14 protein-coding genes are annotated in these 22,015 nt (G+C 62.0%); 7 read left to right on the top strand and 7 right to left on the bottom strand.

Features of this window, described 5'->3' with window-relative positions:
* Positions 1-62: 62 nt before the first annotated feature.
* Positions 63-887, bottom strand: coding sequence for an AraC family transcriptional regulator (locus PRJ_RS19210; protein ID WP_104887280.1), 825 nt, complete (start codon positions 885-887; stop codon positions 63-65).
* A 19-nt stretch (positions 888-906) separates the two neighbouring features.
* Positions 907-1,350, bottom strand: a complete 444-nt coding sequence (locus PRJ_RS19205) for an acetyltransferase (protein WP_104962233.1) — start codon at positions 1,348-1,350, stop codon at positions 907-909.
* A 224-nt stretch (positions 1,351-1,574) separates the two neighbouring features.
* Between PRJ_RS19205 and PRJ_RS19200 the strand changes: the two genes are divergently transcribed.
* A complete protein-coding gene (locus PRJ_RS19200; protein WP_104962232.1) occupies positions 1,575-2,543 on the top strand; it encodes a LysR family transcriptional regulator in 969 nt (322 codons plus the stop codon).
* A gap of 79 nt (positions 2,544-2,622) precedes the next feature.
* Here the strand turns inward: PRJ_RS19200 and PRJ_RS19195 are convergent, their stop codons facing one another.
* From PRJ_RS19195 to lysA, 3 genes are all read right to left on the bottom strand, one after another.
* Positions 2,623-3,759, bottom strand: a complete 1,137-nt coding sequence (locus PRJ_RS19195) for a DUF6708 domain-containing protein (RefSeq protein WP_104962231.1) — start codon at positions 3,757-3,759, stop codon at positions 2,623-2,625.
* Entirely contained in the window at positions 3,759-6,431 is a 2,673-nt protein-coding gene (locus PRJ_RS19190) for a T6SS effector BTH_I2691 family protein (protein WP_104962230.1), read from the bottom strand. Before PRJ_RS19190 ends, PRJ_RS19195 begins: the two co-directional genes overlap by 1 nt.
* 383 nt (positions 6,432-6,814) lie before the next feature.
* Positions 6,815-8,047 carry a diaminopimelate decarboxylase gene (gene lysA, locus PRJ_RS19185; RefSeq protein ID WP_104962229.1) on the bottom strand — a complete coding sequence of 411 codons (1,233 nt, stop codon included), beginning with the start codon at positions 8,045-8,047 and terminating at the stop codon, positions 6,815-6,817.
* Between the two features lie 123 nt (positions 8,048-8,170).
* On the opposite strand from lysA, the gene PRJ_RS19180 reads away from it, so the two are divergent.
* Positions 8,171-9,076, top strand: a complete 906-nt coding sequence (locus PRJ_RS19180; RefSeq protein WP_010953080.1) for a LysR family transcriptional regulator — start codon at positions 8,171-8,173, stop codon at positions 9,074-9,076.
* Between the two features lie 199 nt (positions 9,077-9,275).
* Here the strand turns inward: PRJ_RS19180 and PRJ_RS19175 are convergent, their stop codons facing one another.
* Entirely contained in the window at positions 9,276-9,629 is a 354-nt protein-coding gene (locus PRJ_RS19175) for a hypothetical protein (RefSeq protein ID WP_020192899.1), read from the bottom strand.
* 274 nt (positions 9,630-9,903) lie between these two features.
* Here PRJ_RS19175 and PRJ_RS19170 point away from each other — a divergent pair, with 274 nt between their 5' ends.
* Positions 9,904-14,769, top strand: a complete 4,866-nt coding sequence (locus PRJ_RS19170) for an NAD-glutamate dehydrogenase (RefSeq protein ID WP_104962228.1) — start codon at positions 9,904-9,906, stop codon at positions 14,767-14,769.
* Positions 14,770-15,024: 255 nt separating this feature from the next.
* Here PRJ_RS19170 and PRJ_RS19160 read toward each other — a convergent pair whose 3' ends face one another.
* Positions 15,025-15,843 carry a pyruvate, water dikinase regulatory protein gene (locus tag PRJ_RS19160; RefSeq protein WP_003248634.1) on the bottom strand — a complete coding sequence of 273 codons (819 nt, stop codon included), beginning with the start codon at positions 15,841-15,843 and terminating at the stop codon, positions 15,025-15,027.
* A gap of 191 nt (positions 15,844-16,034) precedes the next feature.
* Between PRJ_RS19160 and ppsA the strand changes: the two genes are divergently transcribed.
* The 4 genes from ppsA (at position 16,035) to PRJ_RS19135 (ending at position 21,978) form a co-directional block, all read left to right on the top strand.
* Positions 16,035-18,410: a phosphoenolpyruvate synthase gene (gene ppsA, locus PRJ_RS19155; RefSeq protein WP_020193548.1), complete on the top strand. Its 2,376-nt coding sequence runs from the start codon at positions 16,035-16,037 to the stop codon at positions 18,408-18,410.
* 101 nt (positions 18,411-18,511) lie between these two features.
* Positions 18,512-19,504 (top strand): alpha/beta fold hydrolase, encoded by a 993-nt coding sequence (locus PRJ_RS19150; protein WP_223843611.1) that lies wholly within the window; start codon positions 18,512-18,514, stop codon positions 19,502-19,504.
* A gap of 959 nt (positions 19,505-20,463) precedes the next feature.
* Entirely contained in the window at positions 20,464-20,955 is a 492-nt protein-coding gene (rraA, locus tag PRJ_RS19140) for a ribonuclease E activity regulator RraA (RefSeq protein ID WP_104962226.1), read from the top strand.
* A 27-nt stretch (positions 20,956-20,982) separates the two neighbouring features.
* Entirely contained in the window at positions 20,983-21,978 is a 996-nt protein-coding gene (locus tag PRJ_RS19135) for a zinc transporter ZntB (RefSeq protein ID WP_104962225.1), read from the top strand.
* The last annotated feature ends 37 nt before the right edge of the window (positions 21,979-22,015 follow it).

Raw genomic sequence — 22,015 nt, 5'->3', positions numbered from 1 at the left:
GTCCGGTTCTTGTACGATCCTGCAAGCCTGTTCTCACGGGGTGCGCGGGCGCCTGCGGTTTCTCAGCGTGACGCTCGCAAACGCTCCAGCCAGCGTAAGGGCGGTACGCCGTAGCAGCGGCTGAAGTGCCGGGTCATGTGGCTCTGGTCATGAAAGCCTGCGGCAAGGGCGGCGTCGACCAAGGTGAAGCCGTCCAGGATCATTCGGCGCAAGCAGTCGAGGCGGCGCAGGGTGACAAAGCGATAGGGGCTGGTGCCGTACAGCGTGCGAAAGTCCCGCGACAGGCTCCAGCGTTCGCGGCCACTGGCCTGTTCCAGCATGTCCAGTGTTATGCCCACATGCAGGTGTTCCATGATGAAGGCTCGAGCGCGTTCGGCTGCCTGGTAATCCAGGCGCTTGCGCCCGCGCGGCTTGCCGCCGACGGCCCGCAAGGCGATCGCCAGGTCATACAGGGCGTCCTGTTCTTCCAATGGTTCCAGCGCGTGGTCCACTGCCTGTACGAACGCTTCGCTGGCGTGGTACAGACGCGGGTCGCTGGACAGCCCGCCAGCGATGAAGGGCAAAGGCTGACCACCCAGCACGTTCTGGATCAGTGCCGGGTCGACGTAGGCCATGCGGTAGCGAAAGCCTGCGTCGGTGCCGGCCATGCCGTCATGCAGTTCGTCCGGGTGCAGCACCAGCGTGTTGCCCGGTATGCCGTGGCGCAGCGAACCTTTGTAGTGGAAGCTTTGCACGCCGGCCAGCGTACGGCCGATCGAATAGGTATCGTGGCGATGCGGGTCGTAGCCGTGGCTACCGAACCAGGCTTCGATACGCTCGATACCGCCCGGTTGGGCACTACGGATGACCCAGTCGGACGGCGGTAGGGGCTTCGCTTTGCGGGCCATCGCGGTCAGTGCCTCCTGCTCACGCCCGGGTGGACAGGCTCATGTGCAGCAAGGGGAACGGGCGACCTTCGCCATCCAGTGGTGAACGGCCAGTCTGGACGAAGCCATAGTGCTGGTAGAACGCTGTTGCCTGTGGGTTCTGCTCGTTCACATCGACACTCATCGCACTGCGTGACTGGCGGCCGAAATCCAGCAATGCACGGCCAATGCCCTGGCGGTGGCGCGCTGGATCGACGAAGAGCATTTCCACATGGTTTTCATTGAAGCCGATAAAGCCCAGTGGCTGGTCATCGGTGTCTACCGCAACCCACAGCTCGACGGCCGGGAAGTACACGTCGCGCAGCTGTGGCAACAGTGCGTCGATGTCGGAGGGTTGCAGAAAGTGGTGCGTCGCGCGAACAGCGCGCAGCCAGATGTCGAGCAGCTGCGGGTAGTCTGCAGCGATGCCTTGGCGAATGATCATGGTGTCATCCTGAGTGTATTGATGGCGGATGGGCGCGCCAGTGAGCGGCGGCCAGGCAAGTGTCGGCATCATGAATGCCCGCTTCGCGAGTCAACGCCTGGGCGGTGCACGGCAGGGGAGGCCGGAAGGGAAGAGAGCGGAAGATTACCCCGGTCGCGCAGTAGGGGGCAATGGCGATTGCATAGGGTGCAGTGCAGGTTTCGACTCGGCTAGGATGCATGTCGATGCTGGTATTGAACCCTAACAACAAGCACGGCCCGGGAGCGCCCATGAACCGCAACGAACTGCGCAAAGCCGATATCAACCTGATGGTGGTGTTCGAAGCGCTGATGCAGGAACGCAACCTCACCCGTGCCGCGGAGAAGCTGTTCGTCGCCCAGCCCACGGTCAGCGCCGCGCTGGCCAGGTTGCGTGCGATGTTCAACGACCCATTGCTGGTTCGAGTGGGCAACCGCATGGAGCCCTCGGCCAGGGCCGAAGAGGTGATCAAGTACCTCACGCCAGCCTTGGATGCGATGTCTGTCGCCCTCAGCATGACCCATGATTTCGACCCGCTGACCAGCAAGATGACCTTCCGCATCGGCTTGTCCGATGATGTCGAGTCGGGCCTGCTGCCGCCGCTGTTGCGGGCGCTGCGGGTGGAGGCGCCAAACGTGGTGGTGGTCGTGCAGCATGTGGACTACTGGCGCATTCCGGACCTGCTGGCGGCGGGCGACGTGACGGTGGGTATCAGCCAGACCAAGGGCCTGCCTGCCAATGCCAAACGCAAGGTGCTACGCACCCTGCAAGCCAGGGTAGTGCGGGCCGACAAGTCCAGCACGCCGCTTTCACTGGATGAGTTTTGCCAACGTCCGCATGTCCAGGTTTCGCCAACCGCCAACACCCAGGGTGTGGTCGATGACTGGTTGAAAGACATCGGCCGTGAACGCAAGGTGGTGTTGTCGGTGCCGCAGTTCAGTTCGCTGCCGGCGATTCTGGCCGGTACCGACCTGCTGGCCTGTTGCCCGGACTATGCCGCACAGGGTATGGAACGCTGGGGCAACCTGCAGGCGGAGACGCTGCCGTTCGAGACTGCTGCACTGGAGTTGGCCATGGTCTGGTTGAGCACAACCGACAGCGACCCGGCCGAGCGTTGGCTGCGTAGTCGCCTGGAGCACTACATGGGCGGACTACGGGAAGCGGTCATGGGATGATGGCTTTGCATCGTGCTGCAACTGGCTGCCGATGAAGTGAAAGTGTCGCAGATGTACCAGCGCGCCGGGTGCAGTTTGATCAGTCACTTTCGTTGGCCTGTTGAGGTGTAGAGCGCTTGCGTGGTTTTTTCGTCGGCCGTTTGCCGGGCTTGAGCTGCCAGCGGTCGGCGTTGGCGAGCAGGCGTGCCTGGATTGTGGGTGGGTAGTCGCTCAGTGTTGTCACGGGAGGGACTGGCTTGCCGGGCAGGCCGGCCTCGCGGATGACCTTCGGCCAGCGCGGTCGCCAGCACAGCAGCAGGCTGAGCCAGTGGCCGGTGCCGATGATGACGAAAGCGGGCCAGACAAACAGCAGCGCAACTTTGAACAGCCAGCTGCTCTTGCGGAAGAAACGCCCAAGGCCTTCGAACTGGGCGCTGAATGCCTGGATGGGTGAGGGTAGCTGGGTGCTCAGGCGGGGGCGGGGGACGGCGTGTGGGCCTTCTTCCATGTAACGGCGGATGAATTCCCACTCATCACGCAGTTCGCTGCCGCCTTGGCCTTGTTTGCCGATAAAGGCCATTTCCATGTGGGGCAGGCCGGTGCGGCTGGGGTGCCAGATTAGACCGAGTCGTACTCCAACGCTTAGCGAATCATCTTCTGGGCGAATGCCCGTGCTTCCGGTTGTTTTCCAGGGGAAGGTGACGATGCCTCCACAGTAGCTGGGTCGATGGAGGTGGACCTGTTGAGTTATTCGATTGAAGCGAATGAGCAGATGCCGACTGGTCAGCATTTCCAGTCGCGAGATTTTTACGCCGTACTTCAGGTAAAAATACAATGCTGCTCCTGAAGCTGAAGCCAAGAGAGCTGTAAGTAAGACTGCTATAAAGGAGATTGAATAAGGTTGGGTGATATCAAGCCAGATGGAACCGACAGCTATGCCGGTTCCGAAAATTATCCCAGGCAGCACCCCGCCGATCGTGACTAGCGTAATGAGGCCGCGCTTCTCTTCTGAACCGCCACAGCGCATTTCCATGTAGGTTTCATTGAATGCATAAACAGGGCCGCGTATGAGGGGTGCTTCACTTACCTGGCAAAAGTGAATCTCTTCATTCAGGTCGCCTTCATAAAAATCTTTATTTGCGCGCTTCTCTGCTGGTGTCATCCCTGCTTCGTACGTTCTGCGTGCAGCTTCTGACTGGGTTGCCATCTGCCAGAATCCCCATTCGATAAGATACATTATAAAACCTCGCCGATAGCAGAATGTAGGGCGCTCAGTTCTTCCTGCTCTTCATAGGGTTTGATATTTTTATGAGTTCGGAAACAGCTACGTTTACACCACTTCTCTAAAGCGTCATCTTCCAGAATATAGATTATGAGTGTCAGGATGATTCCGATCCAGAATGCAACTAAGACTAAACGTGCAAGAAGTAGGCGAGCAGCTTGTGTTCCCAGTTTATTGGCGAGCGCGCCCATGGATGTTGTCATCATTCTCACAAGTTTTGTTTTGGCATTCTGAGATAGATGGTCAAAAAGAGGTTTTGCGATTGCAATGGCTGTTCCTGCTTCCGCCAGCGAGATTGTAATAGTTGCCAGTGCCCGCGATGCGTATGCAAGTGCCAGCGTTCCAGGTTTTTTGGTACTTTGTTTGGTAAGGTTTTGCTGGCGGTATATTAACTGCTGAGCCGCATCGGCGAAGTCCCACCAGGCGAGTACGAAACCACCTGTCACAGCTAAACTGGCGCCCCATAGTTTCAAACGCCCTAAAGCGGCCGCTGCTCCTCGTCCGGTCACACTGTTTGCGCCGTACCGCGCGACCACCTGGTCCACATAACTGGCTCCAACTTCGAAGCCCGCCGCAGCCGTAGTCATCGCGGCCGCCAGGAGTTCAGTCTTCACCCGCGCATCACTGTCAGGCAATTCGCGCGCTTTGAAGGCCATCAGCATCCCCTCCAGCAGGCACACCAGCCCGGAGACACGCACTTTGTAGAAGTCACTGTTCCGGGCCTGCATCAACCCTTCAGCCCAGGCCTGGTCGAGGTACCTTGATACCTGGCCTGCGCTGCGTTGTGGGTTGATGGGCTGCCCGCTACGTGCAGCTTCACTCAGGCGAATATCGACAGCCGTTTCATGCACCGAAGCGAACAAGGTCAGCCGCAAACCCTGGTGCAGTGCGCGGTCCATGCTGTTGGGGGTCGCGGTGCGCAGCACTTGCCGCCCCAGCGCGACGTACCAGGCATACAGGCCGATGCTGGCCGTGCTGCTCTGTGCCTGCATCTGTTCGTACAGGGTGTTGATGCGCCCAAAGGCATTGGCAGCGACATGGGCTTGCCTGGCAAGCGCTTCCGGCAGGGCGAAGGATGACGCTGACGACGGTTCGGCCTTGGCGGCTTCCAGCAGCGCCGCCAGTTCTTCCCGCAGGTCCTCCTGATTGTAGGTGATGCCGCGTATTGCCAGGTTGCCCCGGTCCGCCACGTCACTGCGCCACCAGTGGTCCAGCACCTTCGTGCCCCCTTCACTCAACTCCATGCCGATCACGCACTGGCCGGTCTGTTCGGCAAAGGCAAGGCCGTTGATGAGGTCGGCGTTGTCGTAGCGGTCCAGTGCCTGCAACAAGCGTTCGCTGACCACCCAGCGGGCATGGTCCTTGGCGCGGTCTTCGGCGGCTTGCTGGGCGTGTTGCATGGCCTGCTCGAAACCGTCGAGCTGATCGTGCATGGCCTGGCGGTCGACCAGGTGGCCGTATTTCTGGTCGAACCGCTTGCGGAACTCGCCGGCATCCTGGCGGGCCTGGACTTTGCTGCGGGCGTCGCGCTCGAACTGTGCCAGGTGGGGCTTCATGCGTTCATCATGTGCATCGGCCTGTTGCCTGGCCCGTTCGGAGAACAAGTAGATCTCGGGATGCAGGTGGAGCTGGTTGCGGACTTTTTCGGCCATGACTTCGCGCTTGACGATCTGCTCGGCCACCATCTGCGGGTAGAGTTTTTCGATTTCCAGGAACGACTGCGCGACCAGCAGCTTGCGTTCGTTGTCGACCCCGGGTTCCACGGTGCGCGCCAGCCACTGGGTCTTCACATCCTCGACAGCGGCGTTGCGCCAGGCGTTGAGCTCCTGGGTGATGCCGATGGCGTCTTCGATGACGATGGCGGCGCCACGGGGTTTGCTGTGGTTCACCAGCGGTGCCAGCGCTTGGCGTGATGCGTGTGGCGAGACGATCTGGTCGTTGTTGAACGGCTGCAGGTCCAGCAGTGCCTGCAGGTCTGCATCGTCCTGGGCCTTGAAGTCGGCCACCCAGTTCAGTTGGTCATGCTTGAGGACGTGGGGCTGCGGTGGGGCGTCGGAAGGCTGGATGAAGCGGGCGATATCGATTGTGGGCAGGCTGCTGCGGTATTCGTCGTCGAGCAGGCGGTAGTTGTCGAGCATGCGCGGGGTCAGCGGGGAAGGGCTGAACAATGGGCGCAGCTCCTGGATGTCATCCAGGTCGTAGAGGGTGATGGTCCAGCCGAAACCGCGAAGGATCTCATCCAGATTGCCGGCGCTGGGGGCAGGCTCCCAGGGGGCGTCGCTGCTGATGTACAGCAGCGAACCATTGGGCGCCACGCGGTACTGGCTGTGCCATTCGTAGGCCGGTGCGCTATGGCGCTTGATCAGCAGGTAGAGAAAGCCCTCGCGCAAAGGGCGGATGGCGTAGCTGGAATGGGTCAGCTCGCCGACATCCTGGAACGGGCTTAGATAGCCCGGCAATTTGGGCAGGCGGGCACGTTGTGCCGGGTTGCCGCCGACGGCGGCGTAGCGCAGGGGCAGCAGTTCGAAGCGGCGGGTGCAGTCGGCGACGGGGCTGTTGCGCAGGGCCGGGCGGTAGCCGGAGGTGATGCGCCTGCACAGTTCGAGGGTTTCTTTCAACGAATCCATGTATAGCTCCAGCGAGCAGGGATGATCATCAAATGCATGCAAGCGTTGCATTCGACCCGAGGCTGGACACTAGCGAGGAATCACTTCTCAAAGGAGCGTTGCGCTTCCGATAGGTGCGTAGGAAATTTCTGATTAAGCGGTATCGTTGACGTTGGCAGGCTTTTCGTCGCCTTTCACGTCAACCCACCTGCCTCTCGTTGCGCCATGGCTATCGGGTGCAGAGCCACCCTGGTCGCTTTTTTTAATACGGTGCCGCATCGAGACAGGGCCGCAAAGCGGCCCGATCGCACCCGGCTTGAGCGTGCCGGGGGATGAACCTGGAGGTGAAGGTCAGTTGGAAGCGGGCGTGCCCGCAAAAGGGTGTGCACGCCCAGGGGCGATCTTTAGAAATCCGCCTCCAGGCTCAGCAGGTCCTGCACCGTCTGCCGCCGGCGGATCATCCGCAGGGCACCGTTCTCGATCAGGAACTCCGGCAGCAGCGGCCGGCTGTTGTAGTTCGACGACATCGACGCGCCATAGGCCCCGGCATCGTGTATCACCAGCAGGTCGCCCACCTGTGCCTGGGGCAGGTCCTGCGGGGTCAGTGCCTGGTCATCCTGAGTGAACACGTCACCCGATTCACACAATGGCCCGGCCACCACGGTCGGCTGGCGCGGGCGATCTACTGCCTGGCCATCGGCATCGAGCAGGGTCATGCCGTGGTAAGCGCCGTACATCGCCGGGCGCATCAGGTCGTTGAAGCCGGCGTCGATCATGACGAAGGTATTGCGCCCCACCTGTTTCACGGCACGGACTTCGGCCACCAGGTAGCCCGACTCCGCCACCAGGAAGCGTCCGGGTTCGATCTCCATGCGCACCGGGTGGCCGAGCATCGTTTCGATCTCCTTGCGCGCCACCGCCCAGGTCTGCGCATAACGCTGCAGGTCGACCGGTTTGTCGGTGCTGCGGTAAGGGGTGGAAAGCCCGCCGCCGATGGAGAACGCCTCGATGTCCACGCCCAGACGGCCGATCAGCTCGATCATCGAGCGGGCCACCTGTTCCAGGTGCTGGTAGTCCACCCCGGAACCAATGTGCATGTGCACGCCCACCAAGTGCAGGCCATGGGCCTTGATGCACGCCAGCGCCTCGTCCAGCTCTTCGTGCCAGATGCCATGCTTGCTGTTTTCGCCGCCGGTATTGGTCTTGCGGCTGTGGCCATGGCCGAAGCCCGGGTTGATGCGGATCCACACGCGGTGGCCGGGCGAGCGTTCACCCAGTTGGCGCAGCATGTCGATGGAGCCGGCGTTGACTTCGATCTTCTCTGCCACCACTCGCTCCAGGGTTGGCCGGTCCAGCGCGTCGCAGGTCAGCACCACGCCGGCAGGGTCACCGTCAACGCTCGCACCCGCAGCGAAGGCCCGCTCCATTTCACCCAGCGACACGGCGTCCAGCACCAGGCCATGGGCGCGCATCAGGCGTAGCACATGCAGGTTGGGGTTGGCTTTCTGGGCGAAGCGCACGGTGTCGAATACGTTCAACTGCTCGACACGCTCGGCGATGGTGCTGGCGTCGTACGCCCAAAGCGGCGAGCCGTGCTGGCGAACCGCCTCGGCCAGAAGGGTGAAGGGTGCGGTCATGGTGGCGTTACTCGTATAAGGAAGGCCACGAGGATGAATCAAAGCGGGAATTCAGAAAAATAGCTATTTTTCTGCCAGTCATTCATATCTGATATACCCATTGTCGACTCACTGGGTGCTGCCGTGAAACTGTCCGTCCGCCACATCGAAGTGTTCCGCGCCATCATGGCCGCTGGCAGTGTCACGGGTGCGGCGCGCTTGCTGTTCACCTCGCAGCCGACCGTCAGCCGCGAACTGGCGCGGCTGGAGCAGGTGACTGGCCTGAACCTTTTCGAGCGCGAGGGCGGGCGCCTGGTGGCGACGGCCCAGGCGCTGCTGTTGATCGAAGAGGTCGAGCGCGCCTACGTCGGGCTGGAGCGGATCGATCGCTTTGCCCAGGCCATCCGCAACTTCGAGCAGGGCCGGCTGGCCATCACCTGCCTGCCGCTGTTCTCGCAAACCTTGTTGCCCAAGGCTTGCCAGCGCTTTCACCAGCAGCACAGTGGCGTGAGCGTGAGCATTCTGGCGCAGGAGTCGCCGTTGCTGGAGGAGTCACTGGTTGCCCAGCAGCATGACCTTGGCCTGACTGAAGTCGAACAGATACCGCGCGGCGCGTATGGTGAATTGCTGTTCAGTGCCAACATGGTGTGCGTGTTGCCCGAGCATCACCCGCTGCAGGTGAAGGCTGAACTGGAGCTGAGTGATTTCCATGAGGTCGATTTCATCAACCTGGCCAGCCTGGATACCTACCGCCAGCGTCTGGATCAGCACTTTCGTGCGGCCGGGGTTAACCGCCGCACGGTCATCGAGACCACCAGTGCCGCTTCGGTGTGCGCCATGGTCAGGCAAGGCCTGGGGGTGGCGATCATCAACCCTCTGAGCGGGCTGGAGGCGGCGCAAGGCGGGTTGCCGATCCGCAGGTTACGGGTTTCGGTGCCCTATCAGGTAATGCTGATACGCCCGGACCATCGGCCAGCATCGGCAGCGGTGGAGCCGTTTTGCGAGGCGTTGCGGGTGCAGGCTAAAGAGATGCAGCAGGCGCTGGCCTGATCATTGTGGGGGCGGCCTTGTGTCGCGATAGGGCCGCAAAGCGGCCCCAGCAATCTATGCATGATGTCGAGATCCTGGGGCCGCTGCGCGGCCCTTTCGCGACGCAAGGCCGCTCCCACAGGGATAGCGCCAGCTTTTAGAAATTGAGCAAGACAGTTGCTCCCACAGGGACCGCGCTCCCACTAGGCAGGGGCAGGCTTCAAAGCTCGCAGACCAAGGTTCCAGTACCGGCCAGGATGTTCTCCAGGGTTTCCTTCACTTCATCCATGTCACTCAAATCGCTGGTCAGGTTGATTTCCAGTACTTCATCCCCCTTCAGCGCGTCCCGGTCGCCGGCCGCCACTTCGATCAGCAGGCGCTTGGCGCTCAGGGTCACTTTAAGGCCATCCAGCGTCGACGGCTCGTCATCCAGCGTCAGGTCGACGGTGTCCTCGTCCGGGTAACGGGTAAGCAGGAACATCTGACCCTTGTCGCTGTGGCAGCACAGGGTCGCCATGTTGTCTTCCTCGTCATCGCAAGGGGTGGCGAACAGCAGGGCGGTGTTGATTTGCATGAGCAGGCTCGGGTCAAAGGAAACGGAAGGGAATTCTGACAGTCTTGCGTACAGGCATAAACGTAAAGTTACCGCCCCTTGACCGAAATTGTCGCAGCGCTGCAAGCGTAGATGACCGATCAGTCGTTAAGCTTCGGCGAGCCCTGGGCGTGCCTGCGCACGTTCAACGTCTGGTTTTTACCGTCCGTCATGCCACGGGTTGGCTATCGTTGATCCGTACACGGCGCACGCAGCGACGCTTCAATTATTACAAAGCCCAAGCGGAGTACCACAGATGGCGTTCTTCACCGCAGCCAGCAAAGCCGACTTCCAGCACCAACTGCAAGCGGCCCTGGCGCAGCACATCAGCGAGCAGTCCCTGCCACAAGTGGCGCTGTTCGCCGAGCAGTTCTTCGGCATCATCTCTCTGGACGAACTCACCCAGCGCAGGCTTTCCGACCTGGCCGGCTGCACCCTGTCAGCCTGGCGCATCATCGAGCGTTTCGACCCCGAATACCCGCAAGTGCGGGTGTACAACCCTGATTACGAACGCAATGGCTGGCAGTCGACCCATACCGTGGTCGAAGTGTTGCACCATGACTTGCCGTTCCTGGTCGACTCGGTGCGCACCGAGCTCAACCGCCGTGGCTACAGCATCCACACCCTGCAAACCACCGTGCTCAGTGTGCGCCGTGGCGCCAAGGGCGAGCTGTTGGAGCTGCTGCCCAAGGGAACCCAGGGCGAGGGCGTGCGCTACGAGTCATTGATGTACCTGGAGATCGACCGCTGCGCCAATGCCGCCGAGCTGACGGTGCTGACCCGCGAGATCGAGCAGGTGCTGGCCGAGGTACGGGTGGTGGTGGCCGACTTCGACCCGATGAAGGCCAAGCTGCGTGAAGTGGTAGCGCAGGTGGAGCAAACCGCCTTTGGCCCCGCCCAAAACGAGAAGGACGAAGTCAAGGCCTTCCTCGAATGGCTGCTGGATAACCACTTCACCTTCCTGGGCTATGAAGAATTCACCGTCAAGGGCGGCGCCGATGGCGGCCAGATGGTCTACGACGAGCAGTCGTTCCTCGGCCTGCCGCGCCGCCTGCGTGTGGGCTTGACGGCAGAAGAGCTGCGCATCGAAGACTACGCTGTGGCCTACCTCAACGAGCCGCTGCTGCTGTCGTTCGCCAAGGCCGCGCTGCCCAGCCGCGTGCACCGCCCGGCCTACCCGGACTACGTGTCGATCCGCCAGCTGGACGCCGACGGCAAGGTCATCAAGGAGCACCGCTTCATGGGGCTGTACACCTCGTCGGTGTATGGCGAAAGCGTGCATGCCATTCCGTACATCCGCGTGAAGGTGGCCGAAGTCGAGCGCCGTTCGGGCTTCGATCCCAAGGCCCACCTGGGCAAGGAACTGGCCCAGGTGCTGGAAGTGCTGCCGCGCGACGACCTGTTCCAGACGCCGATCGACGAGTTGTTCAGCACGGTCATGGCAATCGTGCAGATCCAGGAGCGCAACAAGATCCGCGTGTTCCTGCGTAAAGACCCGTACGGCCGCTTCTGCTACTGCCTGGCCTACGTCCCGCGGGAAATCTATTCCACCGAAGTGCGGCAGAAGATCCAGCAGGTGCTGATGGAGCGCCTGAAGGCCAGCGACTGCGAGTTCTGGACCTTCTTCTCCGAATCGGTACTGGCCCGTGTGCAACTGATCCTGCGGGTCGACCCCAAGAACCGTATCGACATCGACCCGCAGCAGCTGGAACGCGAAGTCATCCAGGCCTGCCGCTCGTGGCATGACGACTACTCGGCACTGGTGGTGGAGAACTTCGGCGAAGCCCAGGGCACCAACATCCTCGCCGATTTCCCCAAAGGCTTCCCGGCCGGTTACCGCGAGCGCTTCGCCGCGCACTCGGCGGTGGTCGACCTGCAGCATGTGCTGAACCTGTCGGAAAGCAAGCCCCTGGCCATGAGCTTCTACCAGCCGTTGACCCAGGTGGGCGAGCGCATCCTGCACTGCAAGCTGTACCACGCCGACACCCCGCTGGCGCTGTCCGACGTGCTGCCGATTCTGGAAAACCTCGGCCTGCGCGTGCTCGGCGAGTTCCCGTATCGCCTGCGCCATGCCAATGGCCGCGAATACTGGATCCACGACTTCGCCTTCACCTACAGCGAAGGCCTGAGCCTGGATATCCAGCAGCTCAACGATACCTTGCAGGACGCTTTCATCCACATCGTCCGGGGTGACGCCGAGAACGACGCCTTCAACCGCCTGGTGCTCACCGCTGGCCTGCCGTGGCGCGACGTGGCCTTGCTGCGTGCCTACGCCCGTTACCTGAAACAGATCCGTCTGGGCTTCGATCTGGGCTACATCGCCAGCACCCTGAACAACCACACCGACATCGCTCGCGAGCTGACCCGGTTGTTCAAGACCCGCTTCTACCTGGCGCGCAAGCTCACCCAGGACGACCTTGACGACAAGCAGCAGCGCCTGGAACAGGCCATTCTGACTGCGCTGGACGACGTGCAAGTGCTCAACGAAGACCGCATCCTGCGGCGCTACCTGGACCTGATCAAGGCCACCCTGCGTACCAACTTCTACCAGCCCGACGCAAACGGCCAGAACAAGTCGTACTTCAGCTTCAAGTTCAACCCCAAGCTGATCCCCGAATTGCCCAAGCCGGTGCCAAAGTTCGAGATATTCGTCTATTCGCCACGGGTCGAGGGCGTGCACCTGCGCTTTGGCAACGTTGCCCGTGGTGGCCTGCGCTGGTCCGACCGCGAAGAGGACTTCCGTACTGAAGTGCTGGGGCTGGTGAAAGCCCAGCAGGTGAAGAACTCGGTCATCGTGCCGGTCGGCGCCAAGGGTGGTTTCCTGCCGCGTCGCCTGCCGCTGGGCGGCAGCCGTGACGAGATTGCCGCCGAAGGCGTGGCGTGCTACCGCATCTTCATTTCCGGCCTGCTCGACATCACCGACAACCTCAAGGACGGTGGCGTGGTGCCGCCGGCCAACGTGGTGCGCCATGACGATGACGACCCGTACCTGGTGGTAGCGGCCGACAAAGGCACCGCGACCTTCTCCGACATCGCCAACGGCATTGCCATCGACTACGGCTTCTGGCTTGGCGATGCCTTTGCCTCGGGCGGCTCGGCCGGTTACGACCACAAGAAGATGGGCATTACCGCGCGCGGCGCCTGGGTGGGCGTGCAGCGTCACTTCCGCGAGCGTGGCATCAACGTGCAGGAAGACCCGATCACCGTCATTGGTGTGGGCGATATGGCCGGTGACGTGTTCGGCAATGGCCTGCTGATGTCCGACAAGCTGCAACTGGTGGCCGCGTTCAACCACCTGCATATCTTCATCGACCCCAATCCCGACCCTGCCACCAGCTTTGCCGAGCGCAAGCGCCTGTTCGACCTGCCGCGTTCGGCCTGGAGCGACTACGACACCAGCATCATGTCCGAAGGCGGCGGGATCTTCCCGCGCAGTGCCAAGAGCATCGCAATCAGCCCGCAGATGAAAGAGCGCTTCGCCATCGAAGCCGACCGCCTGACCCCGACCGAGCTGCTTAACGCGCTGCTCAAGGCCCCGGTGGACTTGCTGTGGAACGGCGGTATCGGTACCTACGTGAAGGCCAGCACTGAAAGCCACGCCGATGTCGGCGACAAGGCCAACGATGCGCTGCGGGTCAACGGTAACGAACTGCGCTGCAAGGTAGTGGGCGAGGGCGGCAACCTGGGCATGACCCAGCTCGGCCGCGTCGAGTTCGGCCTGAACGGCGGCGCCACCAACACCGACTTCATCGACAACGCCGGCGGCGTGGACTGCTCCGACCACGAGGTCAACATCAAGATCCTGCTCAACGAAGTGGTGCAGGGTGGCGACATGACCGAGAAGCAGCGCAACCAGCTGCTGGGCAGCATGACCGACGAAGTGGCCGGGCTGGTGCTGGGCAACAACTACAAGCAGACCCAGGCGCTGTCGCTGGCCGCCCGCCGCGCCCGCGAGCGGATTGCCGAATACAAGCGCCTGATGGCCGACCTCGAGGCGCGGGGCAAGCTGGACCGTGCCATCGAATTCCTGCCGTCCGAAGAGCAGTTGGCCGAACGCCTGGCTGCCGGCCAGGGCCTGACCCGCGCCGAGCTGTCGGTGCTGATCTCGTACAGCAAGATCGACCTCAAGGAGCAACTGCTCAAGTCGCTGGTACCGGACGACGACTACCTGACCCGTGACATGGACACCGCTTTCCCGCCGTCCCTGGTCAGCAAGTTCGCCGAGGCCATGCGCCGCCACCGCCTGAAGCGCGAAATCGTCAGCACCCAGATCGCCAACGACCTGGTCAACAACATGGGTATCACCTTCGTCCAGCGCCTGAAGGAGTCGACCGGCATGAGCCCGGCCAACGTGGCCGGCGCTTACGTGATCGTGCGCGACATCTTCCACCTGCCGCACTGGTTCCGCCAGATCGAGGCACTGGACTATCAGGTGCCGGCGGAAATCCAGCTCACCTTGATGGACGAGCTGATGCGCCTGGGCCGCCGTGCCACCCGCTGGTTCCTGCGAAGCCGCCGTAACGAACAGGACGCCGGGCGCGATACCGCGCACTTCGGGCCGAAGATCGCGCAGCTGGGTCTGAAGCTGGATGAGCTGCTCGAAGGCCCTACCCGCGAACGCTGGATGGTCCGCTACCAGGGCTTTGTCGACGCCGGTGTGCCGGAGTTGCTGGCGCGTATGGTGGCGGGTACCAGCCACCTGTACACCCTGCTGCCGATCATTGAAGCGGCCGACGTGACCGGCCATGAGCCCGCGCAGGTGGCCAAGGCATTCTTCGCCGTGGGCAGCGCGCTGGACCTGACCTGGTACTTGCAGGAAATCAGCAACCTGCCGGTGGAAAACAACTGGCAGGCGCTGGCCCGCGAGGCATTCCGCGACGATATCGACTTGCAGCAGCGGGCGATCACCATTTCGGTCCTGCAGATGGTCGATGCACCGGAAGACATGGATGCCCGCGTGGCGTTGTGGTCAGAGCAGCATCGGGGAATGGTGGAGCGCTGGCGCGCCATGCTCGACGACCTGCGCAATGCCACGGGCACTGACTATGCGATGTACGCGGTGGCCAACCGCGAGCTGGTCGACCTGGCCATGAGCGGGCAGGCGGCGGTGGTGCCGTCCTGAGCCTTGTGGTGAGGTAAAACAAAGCCCCGGTAGTGATGCCGGGGCTTTTTTGTATGCCTGGGCTGGCCCTTTCGCGGGTGAACCCGCTCCTACACAGATTGGTGGTGGACAAACATCGGGGGTTGGACACAGCCCGTCGTGTAGGAGCGGGTTCACCCGCGAAGAGGCCGGCCCTGCTGGCCAATTTCCACCCGCCGTTCACTGTCGCTGCCGCCACCGTATTCGCGGGTAAACCCGCTCCTACAGGGGGGGGCGTTACTTGAACCGCCTCTCCACGCCTTTTTCAACCAGGATCTTGGCGGAAATCTCTTCCACCGAAAAATGCGTGGAATTGATATTGGGAATGTTCTCCCTGCGGAACAGGCTTTCCACTTCACGCACTTCGAATTCGCACTGGGCAAAGCTGGAATAGCGGCTGTTGGGCTTGCGTTCGTGGCGGATGGCGGTGAGGCGGTCGGGGTCGATGGTCAGGCCGAACAGCTTGCTGTGGTGCTTTTTCAGCACCGCCGGCAGCTGCAGGCGCTCCATGTCGTCCTCGGTCAGCGGGTAATTGGCGGCACGGATGCCGAACTGCATGGCCATGTACAGGCAGGTTGGGGTTTTGCCGCAACGCGACACGCCAACCAGAATCAGGTCGGCTTTGTCGTAGTAGTGGGTGCGTGCACCATCGTCGTTATCCAGGGCGAAATTCACCGCCTCGATGCGTTCCATGTAGTTGGAATTGCCGCCGATCGAGTGGGATTTGCCCACGGAATACGACGAATGGGCGATCAATTCCTGCTCAAGTGGGGATAAAAACGAAGAAAAGATGTCGATCATGAAGCCATTCGACGTCGCCAGGATCTCGCGGATGTCCTGGTTGACAATGGTGTCGAAGATGATCGGGCGGACCCCATCCCGCTCGGCCGCAGCGTTGATTTGCTGGACCATGGCCCGCGCTTTGTCCGGCGAATCGATGTAAGGACGGGTGAATTTGTTGAAGGGAATGCTCTCGAATTGCGCGAGCAAACTCTGGCCCAAGGTTTCGGCAGTGATACCGGTGCCGTCGGAGATGAAGAACGCGGTTCGTTTCATTTGCGATCTGGGCCTTAAGCTGATGGCGATTCTTGGATATGATAAGTTCGGTTTGCCGAATGCGGCTGTCGACATTCTGCCACATTTGCAGCGCCTATTTTCCAGGTACAGGCCACAAACGCCCGGCCAAGTCATAGAAGACAGGCGGGCGCCTTTTGAGCTTTTCCAACACAGTTAGTGGAGAGATCACCTTGGTAGAGTACGTAGTTTCCCTCGATAAGCTCGGCGTCCATGATGTGGAGCATGTGGGGGGCAAGAACGCATCCCTGGGCGAGATGATCAGTAACCTCGCCGGTGCCGGCGTGTCGGTGCCGGGCGGCTTTGCCACTACGGCTCAGGCGTACCGTGACTTTCTCGAGCAGAGTGGGCTGAACGACCGCATTCACGCCGCGCTCGACGCGCTGGACGTTGACGACATCAATGCCCTGACCAAGACCGGCGCGCAGATTCGCCAGTGGGTCATGGAAGCCGAATTCCCGCCACGTCTGGATTCGGAAATCCGTACGGCCTTCGCCGAAATGGCCGCCGGCAACGACAACATGGCCGTTGCCGTGCGTTCCTCGGCTACCGCTGAAGACCTGCCGGATGCCTCGTTCGCCGGCCAGCAGGAAACGTTCCTCAACATCCGCGGCGTCGATAACGTGATCCGTGCGGCCAAGGAAGTGTTCGCTTCGCTGTTCAACGACCGCGCCATCGCCTACCGCGTGCACCAGGGCTTCGATCACAAGCTGGTTGCCTTGTCTGCCGGTGTGCAGCGCATGGTCCGCTCCGAAACCGGCACCGCCGGCGTCATGTTCACCCTCGACACCGAGTCGGGCTTCCGCGACGTGGTATTCATCACTGGCGCCTATGGCCTGGGCGAAACCGTGGTGCAGGGTGCGGTCAACCCTGACGAATTCTACGTGCACAAGAACACCCTGCAGGCTGGCCGCCCGGCCATCCTGCGCCGCAACCTGGGCAGCAAGGCGATCAAGATGGTCTATGGCGACGAAGCCAAGGCCGGCCGTTCGGTCAAGACCGTCGAAGTCGACCGCGCCGAGCGCGCACGCTTCTGCCTGACCGACGCCGAGGTCAGCGAGCTGGCCAAGCAGGCCATGATCATCGAGCAGCACTACCAGCGCCCGATGGACATCGAGTGGGCCAAGGACGGTGACGACGGCAAGCTGTACATCGTCCAGGCCCGCCCGGAAACGGTGAAGAGCCGTTCCAGCGCCAACGTCATGGAACGCTACCTGCTCAAAGAGAAAGGCACCGTGCTGGTCGAAGGCCGTGCCATTGGCCAGCGTATCGGCGCCGGCAAGGTTCGCGTCATCAACGACGTATCGGAAATGGACAAGGTCCAGCCGGGTGACGTGCTGGTCTCCGACATGACCGACCCTGACTGGGAACCGGTGATGAAGCGCGCCAGCGCCATCGTCACCAACCGCGGTGGCCGTACCTGCCACGCGGCGATCATCGCGCGTGAGCTGGGTATCCCGGCGGTAGTCGGTTGCGGCAACGCTACTCAGGTACTGAAAGATGGCCAGGGCGTGACCGTTTCCTGTGCCGAAGGCGATACTGGCTTCATCTTCGAAGGCGAGCTGGGCTTCGACATCAAGCAGAACTCGGTCGATGCCATGCCGGAACTGCCGTTCAAGATCATGATGAACGTTGGCAACCCGGATCGCGCCTTCGACTTCGCCCAGCTGCCCAACGCCGGTGTCGGTCTGGCACGCCTGGAGTTCATCATCAACCGCATGATTGGCGTGCACCCCAAGGCGCTGCTGAACTATGCGGGCCTGCCTGCCGACCTGAAAGAAAGCGTCGACAAGCGCATCGCCGGCTACAACGACCCGGTCGGCTTCTACGTCGAGAAGCTGGTAGAAGGCATCAGCACCCTGGCGGCGGCCTTCTATCCGAAAAAAGTCATCGTGCGCCTGTCGGACTTCAAGTCCAACGAGTACGCCAACCTGATCGGTGGCAAGCTGTACGAGCCGGAAGAAGAAAACCCGATGCTGGGCTTCCGCGGTGCTTCGCGTTACATCAGTGAATCGTTCCGTGACTGCTTCGAGCTCGAGTGCCGTGCACTGAAGCGTGTGCGCAACGAGATGGGCCTGACCAACGTCGAGATCATGGTGCCGTTCGTGCGTACCTTGGGCGAAGCCAGCCAGGTCGTCGACCTGCTCGCCGAAAACGGCCTGGCCCGCGGCGACAACGGCCTGCGCGTGATCATGATGTGCGAACTGCCGTCCAACGCCATCCTCGCCGAAGAGTTCCTGGAATACTTCGACGGCTTCTCGATCGGCTCCAACGACCTGACCCAGTTGACCCTGGGCCTGGACCGTGACTCGGGCATCATTGCCCACCTGTTCGATGAGCGTAACCCTGCGGTGAAGAAGCTGCTGGCCAACGCCATTGCCGCCTGCAACAAGGCTGGCAAGTACATCGGCATCTGCGGCCAAGGCCCATCGGACCACCCGGACCTGGCCAAGTGGCTGATGGAGCAGGGCATCGAAAGCGTGTCGCTGAACCCGGACTCGGTACTCGAGACCTGGTTCTTCCTGGCCGAAGGCCAAGGCGCGGCCTGATGCAGTAAACGCGGGGGGGCGTCTGGCGCCCTCCTGCCTGGTTTTTTCCAGGGCGAGCTCCAGCAATGGACCCCGCCCTTTTTTGTGCACCAAGCAACCTTATGCAAAGCAGCAGCACTTTATTCCCCGTGGCCCTGCTCAGTGCCGAGCGCCGCGGCGATCTCAGCGAAGACGTGTATCGGATCAAGGCCGGTAATGGCCCGGACCCCAGCGTCGAGCTCGCCATCACCCGTCTGGGGCTGGCCGACCAGGTTCAGGCCCAAGGCGTGCCGGTCATTCTCCTGCACGGCAGTTTTTCCAATCGGCGCTTCTGGTATTCGCCCAAAGGGGTTGGCCTGGGTGCCTACCTTGCGCGCGCCGGTTTCGATGTCTGGATCCCGGAAATGCGAGGCCATGGCCTGTCGCCGCGTAACCAGGACTGGAAGCACAACAGCGTTGCCGCCTACGCCCGTGATGACCTGCCGTTGATCAACGCGTTCGTGCGCGAGCAGTCGGGCCAGGCGCCGCACTGGGTTGGCCATTCCCTGGGTGGCACCACCCTGGTAGCTGCGCTGGGCGGTGGTTTTCTGGCTGCCGAGCAGTTGGCCAGCGTGGCGCTGTTCGGTACCCAGATCAGCCGTGTCTATTGGCCGTTGAAAGTGCCGCCGCTGGCTTGGGGCGCGAAGCTGGTGCTCAAGCGTTGGGGGCAGATATCCGGGCCACGTTTCAAGCGTGGGCCTGAAGACGAGCCGATAGGCCTCGCCCTGGAGAGCATGCGCTGGCACGGCCTGTTCGGGCGCTTTGGCGACAAGAAGCACGATTGGTGGGCAGGGCTGGCTGAGGTGGATGTACCGCTGCTGGCGGTGGCCGGTGCCGGGGACTTCCAGGACCCGGTGTGGGCCTGTCGCAAGCTGTTCGAGCAGTTGGGCGGCGAGCGCAAGCAGTTCCTGCGGCTGGGTCGTGAAGAAGGTTTCGAGGCCTTTGGGCATGTCGACATGCTGGTGAGCAAGGCCGCGCAGGTGCAGGTGTGGCCGCTGGTGGAGCGCTGGCTGCGCAACCCGCTGCTGCCGGTGCATGCGTCCACTGTCGTTGCGGAACCTGTGCCTGCCAGCTGAGTTTGCTGTACCTGTCATGGCCTCTTCGCGGGTGAACCCGCTCCTACACCGGATTGGTGGTGGACGCACATCGGGGGTTGGACACAGGCCGTCGTAGGGGCGGGTTTACCCGCGAAAGGGCCGGGCCTGCTGGCCAATTTCCACCGGCCGTTCACCGTTGCCGCCACCACCGTATTCGCGGGTAAACCCGCTCCTACACCGGATTGGTGGTGGACGCACATCGGGGGGGGACACAGGCCGTCGTGTAGGAGCGGGTTTACCCGCGAAAGGGCCGGGCCTGCTGGCCAATCTCCACCGGCCGTTCACCTTTGACGCCGCCACCGTATTCGCGGGTAAACCCGCTCCTACACCGGATTGGTGGTGGACACACATCGGGGGTTGGACACAGGCCGTCGTAGGAGCGGGTTTACCCGCGAAAGGGCCGGGCCTGCTGGCCAATTTCCACCGGCCGTTCACCGTTGCCGCCACCACCGTATTCGCGGGTAAACCCGCTCCTACACCGGATTGGTGGTGGACGCACATCGGGGGGGGACACAGGCCGTCGTGTAGGAGCGGGTTTACCCGCGAAAGGGCCGGGCCTGCTGGCCAATCTCCACCGGCCGTTCACCTTTGACGCCGCCACCGTATTCGCGGGTAAACCCGCTCCTACACCGGATTGGTGGTGGACACACATCGGGGGTTGGACACAGGCCGTCGTAGGAGCGGGTTTACCCGCGAAAGGGCCGGGCCTGCTGGCCAATCTCCACCGGCCGTTCACCGTTTGACGCCGCCACCGTATTCGCGGGTAAACCCGCTCCTACACCTGGATAACGGCGCGTTCCTGTGCAGGAACGGGTCACGCGTGGAAGGGCCGAGACAGGATGAATACAAATGACTGCCCGGTCCCGGATGACTGCGACAGCCTCCAAGGTGTAGCCTTGGCCGATACCCGCTTTCGTTGTGACTGACAGGAGCTTCCCATGCAGCATTACGTAACGCCCGACCTGTGTGACGCCTACCCGGACCTGGTACAAGTGCTGGAGCCGATGTTCAGCAATTTTGGTGGCCGCGATTCGTTCGGTGGCCAGATCGTTACCATCAAGTGTTTCGAGGACAATTCGCTGGTCAAGGAGCAGGTCGAACTCAACGGCAAGGGCAAAGTGCTGGTGGTCGATGGCGGTGGGTCGCTGCGCCGTGCGCTGCTCGGCGACATGCTCGCCGAAAAAGCCGCAAAAAACGGTTGGGAAGGCTTGGTGATCTACGGCTGCGTGCGTGATGTCGACGTGCTGATCCAGACCGACGTTGGTGTGCAGGCCCTGGCCAGCCACCCGATGAAGACCGACAAGCGGGGTATTGGCGATCTCAACGTGGTGGTGACCTTCGCCGGGGTAACCTTCCGCCCGGGTGAGTATGTGTATGCCGACAACAATGGCGTGCTGGTCTCGCCGAAACCGCTGAAAATGCCGGAGTAATGCGCCGCACGCGCTGATGGAGCTTTGATGTTCGAGGAAGACAACGCGCAGTGGGGGCTGGTGCATGCCCTGGTGCTCGATGGCAAAGGCGGCGCGCGTTCTATTGCCCGTACCGAACTGGACGACCTGCAGTTGCAACCGGAGCAGAGCCTGTGGCTGCACTGGGATCGCAGCCATCCGCAAACCCGTTCCTGGCTGCTGCACGACAGCGGCCTGAGCGAGTTCGCCTGCGAGCTGCTGCTGGAAGAAAACACCCGGCCGCGCCTGCTGCCCATGGCGGACGAACAGCTGTTGCTGTTCCTGCGGGGGGTCAACCTCAACCCGGGTGCCGAGCCCGAAGACATGGTTTCGGTACGCATCTTCGCCGAGGCGCAGCGGGTTATCTCGCTGCGCCTGCGGCCGTTGCGCGCCAGCGATGAAATTCTCCAGTTGCTGGAACAGGGCAGGGGACCGAAATCGGCCTCGGAACTGTTGTTGTTGATGGGTGAGTTGCTGACCGAGAAGGTCCAGGGCCTGGTCAGCGACCTGGCCGAGCTCGTCGACCTGGAGGAAGAAAAGGTCGAATCCGACGAGCGGTATGCCCCGGAGCAAGGCAACCTGCAGCAGATTCGCCGCCGTGCCGCTGGCTTGCGCCGCTTTCTCGCCCCGCAACGGGAAATCTACGCGCAGTTGTCGCGCAGCAAATGGAGCTGGTTCGCCAATGCCGACGCCGATTACTGGAATGAACTCAACAACAGCCTGATCCGCTACCTCGAAGAGCTGGAACTGGCCCGCGAACGCGCTGCGCTGGTGCTGGAAAGCGAGGACCGGCGGCGCAGCGAGCGGATGAACCGCACCATGTACCGCTTTGGCATCATCACCTGCATCTTCCTGCCCATGAGCTTTGTCACCGGGCTACTGGGCATCAATGTCGGCGGCATCCCCGGGGCGGAAAACCCTTTGGGCTTCCTGTTCGCCTGCATCGTCGTGCTGGGGTTGGCCGTGGGGCAGTGGTGGCTGTTCCGGCGGTTGCGGTGGGTATAGCTGTGCAATTTGAAACCTTCGTGCCAACAGGATGTGT

Source organism: Pseudomonas sp. XWY-1 (assembly GCF_002953115.1).
GTDB lineage: Bacteria > Pseudomonadota > Gammaproteobacteria > Pseudomonadales > Pseudomonadaceae > Aquipseudomonas > Aquipseudomonas alloputida.
The sequence above is the reverse complement of the archived record's forward strand: the minus strand, read 5'-3'. Positions and strand labels throughout refer to the sequence as shown.